Source organism: Chryseobacterium sp. CH21, assembly GCF_004119445.1.
GTDB lineage: Bacteria > Bacteroidota > Bacteroidia > Flavobacteriales > Weeksellaceae > Chryseobacterium.
Map to the genome: position 1 here is coordinate 1 of NZ_QICI01000024.1, position 15,817 is coordinate 15,817.

16 protein-coding genes are annotated in these 15,817 nt (G+C 35.5%); 9 read left to right on the forward strand and 7 right to left on the reverse strand.

Annotated features, from left to right (window positions below; translation table 11 throughout):
- Positions 1-560 precede the first annotated feature (560 nt).
- Positions 561-2,162, forward strand: a complete 1,602-nt coding sequence (locus BOQ62_RS04385) for a DUF4139 domain-containing protein (protein WP_129037451.1) — start codon at positions 561-563, stop codon at positions 2,160-2,162.
- A gap of 18 nt (positions 2,163-2,180) precedes the next feature.
- Positions 2,181-3,368, forward strand: a complete 1,188-nt coding sequence (locus tag BOQ62_RS04390) for a VWA domain-containing protein (protein ID WP_129037453.1) — start codon at positions 2,181-2,183, stop codon at positions 3,366-3,368.
- A 204-nt stretch (positions 3,369-3,572) separates the two neighbouring features.
- Here the strand turns inward: BOQ62_RS04390 and BOQ62_RS23825 are convergent, their stop codons facing one another.
- Positions 3,573-4,157, reverse strand: coding sequence for an NAD(P)/FAD-dependent oxidoreductase (locus BOQ62_RS23825; protein WP_262708300.1), 585 nt, complete (start codon positions 4,155-4,157; stop codon positions 3,573-3,575).
- Positions 4,158-4,177: 20 nt separating this feature from the next.
- Positions 4,178-4,777, reverse strand: coding sequence for an NAD(P)/FAD-dependent oxidoreductase (locus BOQ62_RS23830; protein WP_262708301.1), 600 nt, complete (start codon positions 4,775-4,777; stop codon positions 4,178-4,180).
- Positions 4,778-4,892: 115 nt separating this feature from the next.
- Here BOQ62_RS23830 and BOQ62_RS04400 point away from each other — a divergent pair, with 115 nt between their 5' ends.
- Entirely contained in the window at positions 4,893-5,273 is a 381-nt protein-coding gene (locus tag BOQ62_RS04400) for an STAS/SEC14 domain-containing protein (protein WP_034692101.1), read from the forward strand.
- Positions 5,274-5,349: 76 nt separating this feature from the next.
- On the opposite strand, the gene BOQ62_RS04405 is transcribed toward BOQ62_RS04400, so the two are convergent.
- A complete protein-coding gene (locus BOQ62_RS04405; protein ID WP_129037455.1) occupies positions 5,350-6,549 on the reverse strand; it encodes an MFS transporter in 1,200 nt (399 codons plus the stop codon).
- 924 nt (positions 6,550-7,473) lie between these two features.
- Between BOQ62_RS04405 and BOQ62_RS22940 the strand changes: the two genes are divergently transcribed.
- Positions 7,474-7,626: a helix-turn-helix domain-containing protein gene (locus BOQ62_RS22940; protein WP_228413674.1), complete on the forward strand. Its 153-nt coding sequence runs from the start codon at positions 7,474-7,476 to the stop codon at positions 7,624-7,626.
- 222 nt (positions 7,627-7,848) lie between these two features.
- Here BOQ62_RS22940 and lipA read toward each other — a convergent pair whose 3' ends face one another.
- Complete coding sequence (gene lipA / locus BOQ62_RS04415; RefSeq protein WP_103293508.1) at positions 7,849-8,715, reverse strand: lipoyl synthase; 867 nt, start codon at positions 8,713-8,715, stop codon at positions 7,849-7,851.
- 116 nt (positions 8,716-8,831) lie between these two features.
- Here lipA and BOQ62_RS04420 point away from each other — a divergent pair, with 116 nt between their 5' ends.
- Positions 8,832-9,464 (forward strand): hypothetical protein, encoded by a 633-nt coding sequence (locus BOQ62_RS04420; RefSeq protein WP_129037457.1) that lies wholly within the window; start codon positions 8,832-8,834, stop codon positions 9,462-9,464.
- A gap of 157 nt (positions 9,465-9,621) precedes the next feature.
- Here BOQ62_RS04420 and BOQ62_RS04425 read toward each other — a convergent pair whose 3' ends face one another.
- Positions 9,622-10,182, reverse strand: a complete 561-nt coding sequence (locus BOQ62_RS04425) for an RNA polymerase sigma factor (RefSeq protein ID WP_129037459.1) — start codon at positions 10,180-10,182, stop codon at positions 9,622-9,624.
- 197 nt (positions 10,183-10,379) lie between these two features.
- On the opposite strand from BOQ62_RS04425, the gene tyrS reads away from it, so the two are divergent.
- Positions 10,380-11,675: a tyrosine--tRNA ligase gene (gene tyrS / locus BOQ62_RS04430; RefSeq protein ID WP_129037461.1), complete on the forward strand. Its 1,296-nt coding sequence runs from the start codon at positions 10,380-10,382 to the stop codon at positions 11,673-11,675.
- A 194-nt stretch (positions 11,676-11,869) separates the two neighbouring features.
- Here the strand turns inward: tyrS and BOQ62_RS04435 are convergent, their stop codons facing one another.
- A complete protein-coding gene (locus BOQ62_RS04435) occupies positions 11,870-12,376 on the reverse strand; it encodes an outer membrane protein (RefSeq protein ID WP_129037463.1) in 507 nt (168 codons plus the stop codon).
- Between the two features lie 253 nt (positions 12,377-12,629).
- Here BOQ62_RS04435 and BOQ62_RS04440 point away from each other — a divergent pair, with 253 nt between their 5' ends.
- The 3 genes from BOQ62_RS04440 to BOQ62_RS04450 are packed head-to-tail and all read left to right on the forward strand — an operon-like array spanning position 12,630 to position 15,278.
- On the forward strand, positions 12,630-13,025 hold the full coding sequence (locus tag BOQ62_RS04440) for a hypothetical protein (protein WP_129037465.1): 396 nt from the start codon (positions 12,630-12,632) through the stop codon (positions 13,023-13,025).
- An 8-nt stretch (positions 13,026-13,033) separates the two neighbouring features.
- A complete protein-coding gene (locus tag BOQ62_RS04445; protein WP_129037467.1) occupies positions 13,034-14,650 on the forward strand; it encodes an ATP-binding protein in 1,617 nt (538 codons plus the stop codon).
- Positions 14,640-15,278, forward strand: coding sequence for a response regulator transcription factor (locus BOQ62_RS04450; protein ID WP_129037469.1), 639 nt, complete (start codon positions 14,640-14,642; stop codon positions 15,276-15,278). Before BOQ62_RS04445 ends, BOQ62_RS04450 begins: the two co-directional genes overlap by 11 nt.
- Before the next feature lie 48 nt (positions 15,279-15,326).
- Here the strand turns inward: BOQ62_RS04450 and BOQ62_RS04455 are convergent, their stop codons facing one another.
- Positions 15,327-15,758, reverse strand: a complete 432-nt coding sequence (locus tag BOQ62_RS04455) for a hypothetical protein (protein ID WP_228413676.1) — start codon at positions 15,756-15,758, stop codon at positions 15,327-15,329.
- Between the last annotated feature and the right edge of the window lie 59 nt (positions 15,759-15,817).

The following is a 15,817-nucleotide window of genomic DNA, read 5'->3' on the forward strand; positions in this document are numbered from 1 at the left end:
TTTTTCATTATCAAATATGCAATACAAAAGCAGGTAGAATATTTTTCTTCCATGCAGAACTTTACTATAATAATCCACTTTTGTACTTGCGGAAAGGTGGCTTAAAAGTGCTTCGGGAATAAATTCTAAAACATCTTTAAGTGATATTTTGTGATCTTTAAAAACTGACATAAACAATTGATTATCAGCAATAAAGATACAAAAAATGAAATAATAAAACAAATTAAATGGCTGATAATCAATTAATTAAAATAATAATATTGAATATCTAAAAACAAAAAGTCGGAAGAAAAAATCTTCCGACCATGACTACCTTTTGGGCAGCTTTTTTGTTTTGGGACAATTAAAATCTGGTAAATAGTAAAGGCTTCGACTCCGCTCAGCCTGACAATTCTGACAGTATTGAAATTACATATTAGATTAACATGATCACACTGAATATATAACCAGATTCTTCCTAGTTTTATCATCCACCAAGTGAAACCTTCTATTCACCAAGTTTCCCGAATTCCAGCCTTAAATAGGGATAATTTTACTACAGGAATTTAAAATAATAAACGATGAAACGCTATTTTTTAATATTAATCACCTTTTCGGTTTCCTTTCTCAAAGCACAGGAAATCAGAAAAGAAATTGAAGTAAAACAGGCTACCGTATTTCTACAGGGAGCAAAGATTTTCGGAAGTACAAATGTGAACCTTCAGAAAGGGAGAAATATCGTGAAGATTGTCAACCTTCCCAATAATCTGGATGAGAATACCTACAAAATCAATCTTGAGAAAAATACAACGCTTCTTTCTATTACTCCTCAAAGCAATTTTTTGAAAAACGATGAACTGTCTGACAGTGAAAAGAAGCTTGAAACGGAAACCAAAAAGCTTCAAAGACAAGTCAGCCTGCTGAATATTCAAATCAAAAACCTGACGGGTGAGCAGCATATCATTAATGATAATTTAAAAGTTTCCACCAATGATAAATCTACACCGCAGGAACAGCTGATTAAGCTTACTGAGTTTTATAGAAAGAGAATGTTGGAAATTGACAATCAGGTATTTCTTCTGAATGAACAGAAAATGGTTCTGGATGAAAGTATCGCAAAACTCAACAATCAGTCTGCAGAAGAGCAAACTCATAAAAATACCAATCGTAAAGAGCTTCTGCTTGAAATTCTTGCCGATCATGAAACCAATCTGAATCTTGGGGTAAGCTATATCGTTTCTGATGCAGGATGGATTCCTTCTTACGATCTGCGTGCCGAGTCTGTAAAAAAGCCTCTTGAAATGGTTTATAAGGGTAAAATTTATCAGAAAACCGGACAGGACTGGAAAAATGTTAAGCTGTTTGTGTCTACTTACAGACCTTCATACAATCAGGACAGACCGATTTTGTCTCCACTTTATGTAGCAGAATACACACCATATAACTCTCAGATGGAAATTGCAGGTTATAAATCTAAAAAGGAAATTTCAGCAGCCAATGCGTATCAGATGAGAGAAGATGTTGTTGCAAAACCAAGCCAGATTCCGGTAGCTACCGTTTCTGACAGCCAGATGAATGTGATTTATGAATTGAATTACAATCAAACCATTGTAAGCCAGGAAAAAGAACAATATGTAATCCTGGATAAAAAACAGGTTGATGCCACCTATAAATATCATACAGTTCCGAAACTTAATAATCAGGTATTCCTGATGGCTTTTGTGAAAAACTGGCAGAATCTCAACCTCATCAATGGAGAAGCTAATATCTATTTTGAAGATAATTATATCGGAAAAACCAATATTACAAGCAATTATGTAAAAGACGAATTCCCGATTTCTCTCGGAGTAGATGAAAGAATTACAGTAAAAAGAATCAAGCTTGAAGATAAAACTTCTCAAAAAGCGATGAATTCCAACAAATGGGAAACTGAATCTTACCAGATCAGCATCAGGAATAATACAAAAGAAAATATTGAACTGGAAGTACTTGATCAGCTTCCCATCAGTGAAAATTCTAAAATTTTGGTAAAAATGCTAAACCCTAGCGGTGGAAATCTGGATGAAAAAACAGGAAGTATTCTTTGGAACAAAAATATCGGTTCCGGAAATTCAGAAAAGATCACATTCTCTTATGAAGTGAAATACCCGAAAGATATACAGATCCAATATTATAACAGATAATCAATAAAAAATAACAATATGACAACTTTAAAAATCTTAGCACTTGCAGCAGGTACCGCTTTTTTAAGCTCCGGTAATATTCCGGATAGCCGCTCCAATAGTAATACTGACAATAAATTAGCAGCAGAAAAAACGACATTGATTTCGGCAAATTCAACGATGAAGGATAATAAAATTCAGGTCGCCCTTTTACTGGATACTTCCAATAGTATGGACGGACTGATTGATCAGGCAAAATCCAGACTATGGAATATTGTAAATACTTTAACTACCCTCAAGTACAACGGGAAAGCACCTCAGATTGAAATTGCCTTGTATGAATATGGCAACGACGGAATCCGTGATGAAAATTACATCCGTCAGGTAGCTCCTCTAACTCAGGATCTGGATCTTATTTCTGAAAAGCTATTTGCCTTAAGAACCAATGGCGGCAGTGAATATTGCGGTGCTGTTATTCGGGATGCCTCCACCAACCTCAATTGGGATGGAAATGAGAAAAGTATGAAACTAATTTATATTGCAGGAAATGAAGCATTCGATCAGGGAAAAATAAATTATAAAGAGGTCGTTTCAAAAGCAAAGACCAAAAATATTTATATCAACACTATTTTTTGCGGAAGCCGTGAGGAAGGAATCCAGACTTTCTGGCAAAACGGAGCTTCATTAGGAGGCGGAAAATATTTCAATATCGATAGTGACAGAAAGGTAATGTATATAGAAACTCCTTACGACATCAGAATTTCCGAATGTAATGCAAAGCTGAATGACACGTATATCTATTACGGAAATCATGGTTCGGAATACCGGTTTAAGCAGATCACACAGGATAGAAATGCAGAAGCACAATCAGCATCCAACTTAGTGGAAAGGACCGTTGCCAAATCTAAAAAGAATGCTTATAAAAATGATCATTGGGATTTGGTAGACAAAGCTGAAAAAGATGCCGGATTTATTGCGAATGTTAAGGAAAGTGAGCTGCCTTCCGAGTTGAAAGGAAAAAGCAAAGAAGAAATTCAAAAAACAATTGCCACCAAATCAGCAGCGCGGGACAAAATTCAAAAAGAAATTGAGGAACTTTCCAAAAAACGTCAGAATTATATTGACTCCGAAATGAAAAAAAGAGGAACTGATGATTCTGATGATTTGGGAAAAGCCATTGAGAATTCTATTGTTGAACTTGCGAAAAAGAATGGGTATAATTTGTAGTCTAAGCGGGTTTAGGCCCGCTTTTTTAAACCACCCCGTCAAAAATTCTTTGAATTTTTGACACCCCTCCGAAGGAAGGGAATTGAGCACCTTCGATTGAAATATAAGTTTACTCACGCAGTTTGCATTCCGTAGGAATCTAAATAACCTTTATTCTAATTTAAAACCGTAGATTTTTTTAAGACTTTTGTGGTAAAAATACTGTCATCTGCCAAACTTAAAATACCTTGACAGCGGATGTTTTTTATTTTTCATAAACATAGAAGCCATTTCCATCCCGATTACAGAAAAAGTGATTCCATTTCCTCCGAAACCCAATACAAAGTAAGAATTTTTAAATTTTTCGTGCGCTCCGATATAAGGAAGTCCGTCTTTAGTTTCACCAAAAGTTCCTGCCCAGACAAAATCTGTGTAAAAATGATAATCCGGCTTTATTGTATTCAGGGTTTTCAAAATTTCTTTTTCTTTTTTATGTAAAATAGCATCCCGTTTTTCTGCATCATAAAAATCTTCATCGCCTCCTCCGATAAGAAGTCTTCCGTCATCGGTAGTACGCATGTAGAGATAAGGATCATCGGTATTCCAGACCAGTGTACTGCCGATGTTTTTAAACTTATCATTATCAATTTCAGAAACGACAGCATAGGTACTTTTCAGATTAACAAAGCTTTCTTTCAGTAGATTTTTACTTTCGTAACCGACACAATAAATGATCTTTTTTGCTTTGATCTCAAATCCACTATCTACAGTCACAAGATTAAAACCTTTATGTTCCACTACTTTTACCATTTCAGTCTTATCAAATATCTTCAGTCCTTTTTTGCATTATGCATGAAAAGCTCATGGGCAAATTGAAAAGCATCAATACTGGCACCTTGTTTTGATAAAATCCCGCCATAGGTATTTTCAAATTCAAATTTTTCGAGAATCTGTTCTGCTTCCAGCCATTCTACTTCAAATCCGTTTTGTTTTCTGGCTTCGTATTCTTTCTTCAGCCATGCTGTATCTTTCTTTTTCGAAGCAAAATACAGTGATTTTTTCCGCTTGAAACCTGCTTTGGACCTGATTATTTTTGTAAGCTTTTCTATCCTATCAATAGCTTCGCTGCAGGCTTTATAACTCAGGACAGCTCCTTTTTCACCTATCTTTTCTTTCAGTTCATATAAAGGAACATCTATTTCGTACTGGAGCATTGAAGTAGTAGCAGAAGTACTTCCGTTGCAAAGTTCTCTTTTATCAATAAGAATCGTGCTGTAGCCATCTTCTATCATCTGATGGGCAATCAGGCTTCCAGTAATACCGCCGCCTATGATCAGAACATCACATTCTTCATTTGATTTCAAAGAAGGATAAGAAGCCACCAATCCATTTTTCAAAAGCCAAAAAGGTTCATTAGATTTAAGATTCATATTACTATTTTATATTTAAAATAACAATATTTATACCTATTTTAACAATTATTCACCAAATAATGGTGTAATTATTGTTGTCCTTTTAAACTCAAACCACCAAAAAGTATTTATTATGATAACAATTATTCCAGAAGCTCCGGAGAATGTTGCAGCGTTTAATGCAACGGGAGAAGTAACGAAAGAGGATTTTGAAAGATTGGTCATTCCGCGTGTGAAAGAGAAAGTAGAGCAATTCGGTGAACTGAATTATTTATTGTATTTGGATACCGATCTGGATAATTTTACCGTGGGCGCATGGCTTGAAGATTTACTGTTAGGACTAAAAAATCTTACCAACTGGAATCGTTCGGCCATCGTTACAGACAAGGAAGGTATACGTGATTTCACCAGTATTTTCAGTGTTCTGATGCCGGGAGAATTTAAATCTTTCCCTAAAGAAAATTTATATAATGCCCTCTATTGGTGTAAAAATGGAGATGAAGTAGAGGCATAAAAATTATTTTATATACAAAGGCCTGTTTCTCATAGAAACAGGCTCTTTGTATGTTTAAATGGGATCCATCACATTTTTATTTATCACATGTTACACATTCTGTGGTTACTTCTTCATTTTGGATCTTAGATCCGTACAGGTACATATATCTTACACTGATAACCACTCCAATAAAGGTCATCCCAACCCCTACCAGTGAAGGATAATTGAACGAATAACCATATTCTAAAGGAATTCCGCCCAAGAAAGCTCCCATTGCGTTAGCGATATTGAAGCCAGCCTGCATAAAAGCGGCGGCCATCATTTCGCTTTTCGGGGCAGCTTTCATCATCATAATATTGATAGGTGAAGCGATAGACATGGATAAAGCACCACACATAAAGGTCAATACTAAAGCAATATTTTTATATTCTGCTAGGAAGAAAACGCCTCCAAGGGAAATCATCATCAGGAAAATCAGAAGTGCGCAGGTTTTTTCTGGCCCCAATTTATCTGAAACAATCCCTCCAACCAGATTTCCAACTACCATTCCTGCTCCCGCAAGAACCATCACATAGGCCATCTGGCTACTCTTGATCCCTGCAACAACGGTCATTAAAGGTGTGATATAGCTTAACCATGTGAACAATCCTCCAAACCCGATCGCTGTAATGGCCAATACCAGCCACGATTGTTTATTTTTAAGGAATTTCAATTCTTCCATAAAATGGGTATTTTGATTGGATTCCATTGCCGGTAGCCAAAGCTTTAAAAATAAGATGGCAAAAAGCCCAATTAATGCTACAATGGCAAAGTACAACCTCCAGTGGAAAGTATGGCCGATGTAGGTGACCAGAGGTACCATTGCAAGGTTGGCGACCGTAAGCCCTGTAAACATCATGGATATATAAAAGGCTTCTTTTCCTTTTCCAGCCATTCTTGAAGCGACTACTGTTCCTACACCGAAGAACGCTCCGTGAGGAAGTCCGGACATAAAACGGATAACCAGCATACTGTTGTACCCGGGAGCAATAGCAGAAAGCCCATTAAATAATGTAAAAAGGATCATGAAAGCCATCAGAACTTTTTTCGGTGGAAATTTTACGGAATATCCAATCAGGATTGGTGCTCCGATAACCACTCCCATGGCATAAGCTGAAATCAAATGTCCGGCTTGCGGAATGGTGATCTGCAATGTTTTGGCAATATCCGGCAACAGTCCCATGACGGTAAATTCCGTAGTTCCTATCCCTAAACCACCAATAGCAAGTGGTATTATTCTTTTATCAATCTTCATTGTATCTAAATCTTTTTTCTGAATTAATTCTGTTCAAATTAAAGGACTTACTGAGTATCTTTATTTTGAAAGTGCAAAAATCGAAAGAAAGTTTGAATTTCACACCTCTTTGAATGATAAAAATTTGCTCCATATTAACCTTTTTACTTAATTTTAAATTCAGAAACAATCAAATAAGAACAAAATGAAGATCCAAAAAGAAATTATTACGTTTGAAAAAGGGAAATCCTTCAAACTATTTTCTCCTTCCCTGAAAAACTGTTTTTTCTGGCATTATCACCCGGAAATTGAATTGGTCTATGTAGAAGCGGTGAATGGAATCCGTCACGTGGGAAAAAATATTTCCGGTTTTACAGACAGTGATCTTCTGCTGATTGGTTCCAATGTACCTCATCTTAATTTTGATTATGGGATTCAGACCGAATGCAAACAGCTTGTATTGCAGATGCGGGAAAGTTTCCTTCAGGATATCATCCTTCCTGTTCCTGAATTTGAAAACATTAAAAGTCTTTTAGAACGCTCATATCTAGGCCTTTCATTCTCTGGAGAGACCAAGAATATTGTCGTTGAAAAACTACAGATTATCAAGGATAAAAACTCCTTTGAATCTTTGATGGGACTGATTGAAATTCTGCAGATCCTGGCCGATTCTACCGAAGTAAAAGAACTCAATAAGGAAGATACCCGAATTAAGTGGTTTTTGAATGATAAAATCAGAATGGGAACCATTTACGATTATATTCATGAAAATTACGACAGAAAACCCAATGTAAATGAAGTGGCTAAAGTAGTAAGTCTTAGTACTCCAGCTTTCTGCCGGTATTTTAAAAAGCAGACCAATATGACCTTTACAGATTTTGTCAATAATTACAGGATCAATCAGGCTAAAATATTCCTGCTGAAAGATCAGTCTGTGACAGAAGTTTGTTTTCAGGTAGGTTTGAAAGCCTCTCTTATTTTAATAAATTATTCAAGCAGCATACAGGAGAAACTCCTTCTGAATTCAAGAAAAAACATTTCAGACCGATTGAAATTAATGGAAGGATTGGTGTGATTAAGAAGGATACGACTTGTTAAGTAGGTTTTGGTGCGTGTTTTATGAACCACCCCGTCAAAAATTCAAAGAATTTTTGACACCCCTCCAAGGATGGGAATGATGGCGGCCGTTATTGTAAATATTGCCACATTCATTAGCTAATGCCTAACAGCTGATACCTGCAGCCTATCACCTATAATCTACAACCTACTTCTTGCTACCTAAAAAACAAAAAACCGTTCATTGCTGAACGGTCTGTATTTTTAGTGAATATGTTTTTCAGCATGGTAAGAACTTCTTACTAGTGGAGAACTTTCAACGTGTCTGAAACCTAAACTTCTTGCAAAATCTCCGAACTCATCAAATTCTTCAGGAGTGATAAATTTCTTTACCGGAAGATGTTTTTTAGTCGGTTGCAGATATTGTCCAAGCGTAATCACATCTACATTAGCATTTCTGATATCTTCGATCGTCTGGAAAACCTCATCTCTAGTTTCCCCTAATCCAAGCATAACACCTGTTTTAGTTCTTCTTTGTCCTGCTTCTTTCAAATATCTTAATACTTCAAGGCTTCTTTCATATTTTGCCTGAATTCTTACTTCTCTGGTTAAACGTTTTACGGTTTCCATGTTGTGAGAGATCACTTCCGGAGCTACATCTACTAATCTGTCAAGGTGTTTTGTAAGCCCCTGAAAATCTGGTATCAGAGTTTCCATCGTAGTTCCCGGAGAAATTCTTCTTACAGCATTCACAGTTTCGCCCCAAAGAATAGATCCCATATCTTTCAGATCATCACGGTCTACAGAAGTAAGAACGGCATGTTTGATCTTCATTAATTTGATGGATCTTGCTACTTTTTCAGGTTCGTCCCAGTTTACATCAAGTGGTTTTCCTGTTTTTACCCCACAGAATCCACAGCTTCTTGTACAGATATTTCCTAAAATCATGAAAGTAGCTGTACCTTCACCCCAACATTCTCCCATGTTCGGGCAGCTTCCGCTTTGGCAAATGGTATTTAATTTATATTTATCAACCAATGTTCTCAGCTCTCTGTAATTCTTTCCGGTAGGAAGTTTTACGCGGATCCATTTTGGTTTTTGAACGGTAGTGTCTTGAACTGAATTTTCCATTTCTAAAATTGAAGTTCAAAGTTAAGGATTTTTTAATGGAAACCATCAACCGGATATATTGATGAAACTTATAATTCAAAATTTCATTTGTATATTTATGTCTTCAAAATATTCTTATGAGAAAAATATTCTTCCTTCTATTCGCGGTATGCGGAACATTTTGTCTTGCCCAACAACAATTTCAGCCTGCAGGTTCTTCAATTATTGAAACAATAGATGGTGATCTTGATGGTGATAAAATTCCTGAAAAAGTAATTATTTACAATACAAAAGATACTACTGATATGGGAAACATTCGCGAAATTCAGATTCTGAAAAAAGTAGGCGGTGCGTGGATTGTCCTGGAAAAATCCAGAAATGCTGTTATGGAAAGCAATGGCGGAGGAATGATGGGTGATCCTTATAGAGAAACAAAAATAGAAAAAGGAATCCTGATCATTTCTCAAAACGGCGGAAGCAGCTGGAAATGGGATGTTACAGACAAATATAGATTTCAGAACGGACATTTTGAACTTATAGGAACCTCTTCGATTTCAGGAAGACCTGGTGATTACTGGAAAGAAGTAGACTTCAACCTTTCAACAGGACAATTAAACTATTCAAAAGAAGTGGAAAATACAGCTGAGTATGGAAAATCTTTAAAGGAAACCTATATTAAAAAAGGCCTAAAAATCAATCTACAGAACAGAAATCAGGAAAAGCAGCAAAAAATAATTCTTCCGAAAACAAAAGAAGAGGTTTATTTTTAAATAGAAGCTGTGGAATGTAAGTTTGGGCTAAAGCCCATTCTGAATCTTGTCATTCTGACGAAGGAAGAATCTTATTGATGAACAAATTTATGAGATTCTTCACTGCATTTCATTTCGTTCAGAATGACACTACTCTTTCTATTGAAAAATAATGAGTTTAATTATCATCAAACTCATTATTTTTCAACAGCTCCGCTAAGACTTTTTTGGCACGCATTACCCTCACTTTGGTATTGGCAACGGAAATCCCCAGTTCATCGGCAATTTCTTTGATGCTTTTTTCTTCAAAAAATCTCAGCTTAATAATATCCTGATAATTGGCATCCAGAGATTCTATGGTTTTGATGATTTTCTTTTGTTCTTCTTCGGAGATCAGAAGTTCTTCCGGAGATTTGGCGTATTGATTTTTGACCTCATCAAGATTTTCAACGGCATCTTCATTCTCACGGTTCTTTTTTCGCCAGAAATCAATAACGGTATTCTGGGCAATGGTAAGAACCCAGGTTTTGAACTGAAAATGGGGATCGAACATATCCAGCTTCGACAATACTTTTGAAAAAACATTGACGGTGATTTCATCGGCATCATTTTCATCTCTTACCTTTTTCATGACAAAAGAAAAAACATCCACCCAAAAAACATTAATGAGTTTAGTCTGGGCCTTCTGGTCTTTATCTTTGGCCTTCTGTATGAGCAGGAATAGCTGTTCGTCGTTCATTAATAACAAATATAGATTATTTGAGGTGAAAAACAAAGGAGTAAAAAGGTTAATCCTCTCTATTTGTAAAGTGAACGTCTAAAAAGTTTTTATGTTATTCTTATTTTACATTCCTACCTTTTCGTCCTTTGCTTTTTTACACTTAATACTTCTGAATTTACTATCTTTGCCTCTTAAAATTTTAAAGTTAACAATCAATGAATTCCTTTATAGAAGAACTGAAATGGCGTGGTCTATTTGCCGATATGATGCCCGGAACCGATGAACAACTGAATAAAGAGGTAACTACTGCATATATTGGTTTTGATCCTACTGCCGATTCTTTACATATCGGAAGTCTTATCCAGATAAAAATTTTAGCTCACTTCCAGCTGCATGGCCACAAGCCGATTGCTTTGGTAGGAGGAGCTACAGGGATGATCGGAGACCCGTCCGGAAAATCTGCTGAAAGAAATCTTTTGGATGAGGAAACTCTTTTACACTATGTTGACTGTTTAAAAAATCAGCTTTCAAAATTCTTAAATTTTGAAGGAAATGGGCCTAATAAAGCTGAATTAGTGAACAACTACGACTGGATGAAGAATATTTCTTTCCTTGATTTTGCTAAAAATGTCGGGAAGAATATCACCGTTAACTACATGATGGCTAAAGATTCTGTAAAGAAAAGATTTTCAGGAGAATCTGGTGCAGACGGAATGAGTTTTACAGAATTCACATACCAGTTAATTCAGGGATATGATTTCCTTCACCTATACCAAAACAATAATGTAAAATTGCAGATGGGAGGTTCTGACCAGTGGGGAAATATCACTACAGGAACAGAATTGATCCGTAGAAAAGCTCAGGGTGAAGCTTTTGCATTAACAGTTCCTTTAATTACGAAAGCTGACGGTTCCAAATTTGGGAAGTCAGAAAGCGGGGAAAATTACTGGTTGGATAAAAAGAAAACATCACCATACAAATTCTACCAGTTCTGGCTGAATGCTACTGATGAAGATGCTGAAAGATTCATCAAGTTCTATACTTTCCTAGGAAAAGAAGAAATTGAGGCTTTAATTGAAGAGCACAAAACGGCAGCCCACGAAAGAAAACTGCAAAAGAAACTGGCAGAAGAAGTAACCGTTTGGGTACATGGAAGAGAAGAATATGAAAAAGCACTGAAAGCTTCTGAAATCCTTTTCGGACGTTCTACTGCTGAAGATTTGGTAAGCCTTGACGAAGAAACATTCCTTGAAGTTTTTGACGGAGTTCCTCAAAAAGAAATTGCAAAATCTGATGTTTTAGGAGTGAATATTGTAGATCTTCTTTCTGAAAAATCAGGATTCTTAAAATCTAAGAGTGAAGCCCAAAGAGAGATTAAAGGAAATTCAATCTCTGTAAACAAACAAAAAGTAAATGATACTTTTACAGCCAATGAAACCGATCTTATTGATGGCAAATTTTTATTGCTGCAAAAAGGTAAGAAAAGTTATTTTATTGTGAAGGTTCAATAAGCTGAAAATATTGCATTATATATAAGAAAAAGACTGTTTTACACAGTCTTTTTTTGTTTTACAGCCCATAATAAAAGCCATGAAATAAATTCACGGCTCCGTTGAGAAAGTTACCATTTTTTAAAAACTTGCTGTCATTACTGACATCGTATAGGCTATGAAAAAACTGATTTGTATTGAAAATAATGTGGAGTTTAAAATTTATATGTAAGCCCGGCTTTCCCTCCTGAAGCTACAGATCCTCCACCCAATTCTATATGAGCAGCAAGGTTTTTGGTGAAAAAATATCTGCCTCCGATTTGTCCTGCAAAACCAACTCCTGAAGATTTCCCGTCAAAATAATCGAAATCTGATCCGTTATATTTATAAGAAAAAGAATTGTAGGCTAAGGTAGCTCCTGCATACACGTCCCATTTATTTGGAATTTTAAGTAAAGTATTGAAGTGATAATTTCCGTTAGCTCCTACTCCAAACCAGCTTCCTTTAATATCTCCTGAGTATTTTTCAGTTGCATAGCTTCCTTCTATTCCCACTGTAATATCATTGTGTATAGCGTAGTCCACTCCTACTGATATAGGCAGTCCCCATCCGTTGGCTACTCCTATACCCACATTGATCTGAGCTTCTCCTTTCTGTATTCTCTGTGCATGCATGCTCCCAAAAAGGGAAATCATTCCCAGGATAAAGATTCTCTTTTTCATTCTTAATAGTTTATTTTTTGTTATTGTCTGTTCTGCAAAACTATCCGTGAATTCCACAGAACACAACCCTTAAAAAGACGTATTTTTTTCTACTGATTTTTAGGTATATCATAACATCTACTAAAACTGTATATTTGAAAATACAGACCTAAAATCGTAATTCCCAGATTTATAATATAATTGATGATTTTAATTTTATAATTTTAGGTGGCCTTTCTATGTTTAAATTATCAACAATTATATTGTTAAAGACATGATCAATAAATATTTGCTTTTAGTTCTATTTACTTTGGGATCACCATATGTCTATGCTCAAAGCTCCTATTTTTATTATCTTGAAAAAAAGAACAGTAATTTTGACAGCCTGGTTACTGCAGCTAATCGGGAAAGTGTAGACACCTTAAAAGCCCTAAAATCCTACCAGATCGCTGCTACTTATTTTACAAGACAGGACTTAGACAATTATAATAAATACTTAAAACAAGGTCTGGAAAGCTCTTCTAAAAGTCAGATATACAAAGATATTGGATTATATTATCAGGCACTCATCCACTTTACAAAACCTGATTTTGCAACTCTTCTTGAAAAAGATTTTATCCCCGCTGAAACTGCACTAAAAAATATAGAAGTACTGAAGCTAAAAGAATAAGAATCATCATGTTTCAAAATTTGTCTCTGCTGAAAGTAATGCAGACTAAAGAAACGGAAGCCATGAATCTTATTATCAACAAGGCAATTCCTATTGCAATATCCATTGGAGATCATGAACTTATAGGTGGTTTGTATAAAAATGTTGCCCTTCTGTTTTATAACTCCCATGACTTCTCAAAAGCTATAGAATACTGCAATCTGGCAGAATCATTTTTAAGCAAATTAAAAAAGCAAACTCCCCAATCTAATGGCATAATGGGAGAAGTTCTTTTACTGAAAGCAGAATGTCTGATGAGAAAGGATAAACTACCAGAGGCAAAAATAGAATTGAATAAAACCTACTCCATTATTAAAAATTATCCGGAATCTAATTTCCACTCTTTATATTTAAGCAATTTGGGCTATTATCAGATGAAACAAAAAAATTATCCTGAAGCTCTTAAAACTTTTGATTTGGGTTTACAAAATGCAGAAAAATACAAAAACACCAATATTGCAGAAAGGATAAAACTGTTTAAGCATCAAATCTATCAGGATCTGAAAAATTTCAAACAATCGAATAACATTTTAAAAGAAGTCTATCAAAAAACCTCATATAAAAGGACAAAACAAGAGGTTATGAGGGAGTTTTTTAAAAATTATACTGCATTAAAGGATACTGCCAAAGCCAATCTTTATGCTACAGAATACATTAATTCTCTGGATAGCATCAATAACATCAGTATTCACAAAAATATTGCACTTCTGGAAGCCAAATACAGAAAAGCTGAAGATGAGAAAAAAATTGCGTGGCTGTATACTGAGAAGACAAAGAAACAGATGGAAGTAAGCAAAAAAAACTCGTATTTATGGTTATTAAGTCTTGCCTTATTATCCTTCATCGGTCTTCTTATTTTTCTATATATCATTTACAGAAAAAATAAAAAATTATCTGAACAAAAGGAAATCAATCTTCAGCAGAAAATAGAAGATATAAAACAAAAAGAAGAATTATCGCTTACCAAAGCCATTCTTGATGGTGAAGAAAGGGAAAGAGAGCGTATTGCCAGAGATCTTCATGATGGCCTTGGTGGTATGCTTGCAGGAGTTAAGATTAATTTCTCAGTCTGGTCTTCCAGCCATCTTAATCCGGAAAAAGATCAGGAATTTTATAAGATTTTAGGACAACTGGACAACTCTGTAAGTGAACTCCGGCATGTAGCCAGAAACTTAATGCCTGAATCACTTCTTAATTTTGGTCTGGAAACCGCTTTACATGACCTGTGTGAATTTTACAGCAGAAAAAACCTCGAAATTGATTTCCAGGCCATTGATATTGATAAGGCATTACCTTTAAATATCCAGCTTAATATCTACAGAATCGTACAGGAATTATTGGCTAATGCTATAAAACATGCTGAAGCAAGCAGCATCTTACTTCAATGCTCGCAATCCGGTGAAAGTTTTCTGATCACCATTGAAGATAACGGAAAAGGCTTTGATAAAAACATAGAAAAAACCACCAAAAGTATGGGACTTCGCAACCTGAAAAACAGGGTCAATTATCTGAAAGGAAAAATGGAAATCAATTCTGATCATCAGGGAACAACAATTAATATAGAACTCAACATCCATGGAGAATGAAAAAATAAATATCGTCATCGTAGATGATCATCCTATTGTGATCGAAGGGTTAAGAATGATGCTCAAAAGCCAGCCTTTCTTTCATGTAGCCGGAAGTTTTACATCCGGTGAGGAAACACTCAGCTATATCCGGTCGCAAATGGTGGATATTATTCTCCTCGATATTACGCTGCCTGATGCTAATGGAACAGAACTTTGCAGAGAAATAAAAAAAATATCGCCCAGTACCTCAGTGATTATGTTCAGTAACCGTTCAGAAAGAAGCATTATCATGCAGTCTATACAAAATGGAGCGAGTGGGTATCTTCTAAAAAACACTTCTATTGATGAACTTGTCATCTGTATCCGGGGAGCTCTTTCCGGGGATATTGTTTTCTGCAATGAAACCAAGCAAATCATCAGCCGTCCTTCTCAAAATGATATGCCAATTCCACGGCTTACAAAAAGGGAAAAACAGATCCTCCAGATGGTGGCACAAGGAAAAACCAGTAATGTAATTGCTGAAGAGTTGTTTCTGAGTCCGCTTACTGTGGATACTCACCGCAAGAACCTCCTACAGAAATTTCAGGCAAAAAATTCAACAGAATTGATCAACAGGGCTATACAGCAACGCATGATTGAAGAATAAAAAAACCGCTTTCGAAGCGGTTTTTTTATATCAATAATTAAAATAATTTTATGGCTCTAAGAAACTGTAATCGATAGAGGCTACTAATACCCCTTTTCCTTTTTTCTTAACTGTTCTGGCAACTTCTCCATCTATGTAAAGAGTGATTGTCAATTCAGAATTATCATCCGGCATTGATGCATTAGCATCAAGATTCAGCTGTGCCTGGCTGGAATTCACAAAAAATTCCCCACTTGTCCATGGTGAAGTTACAGGTGATTGTGGAGTATTGTAGATGGTATTCTGAGCTGTACCTACTTGTGTTACAACACTTATAATGTTTCCTCCGGCAGTTGTCTTCACTTCGAATTGAACAACATGATCCTTAAATTCTTCATCGTCATCTTTTTTACAAGAATTGACAACGGTAATTACAGAAAATAATAAAACGAATAAAAAAGAAAGTCTAAGTAAACTTTTTGAATTGTAAAATTGCTTCATTTCTCCAAATAGATTTTTTAATGTTTCAAATATAAGTTTTTTATTAATATAAAAATAAC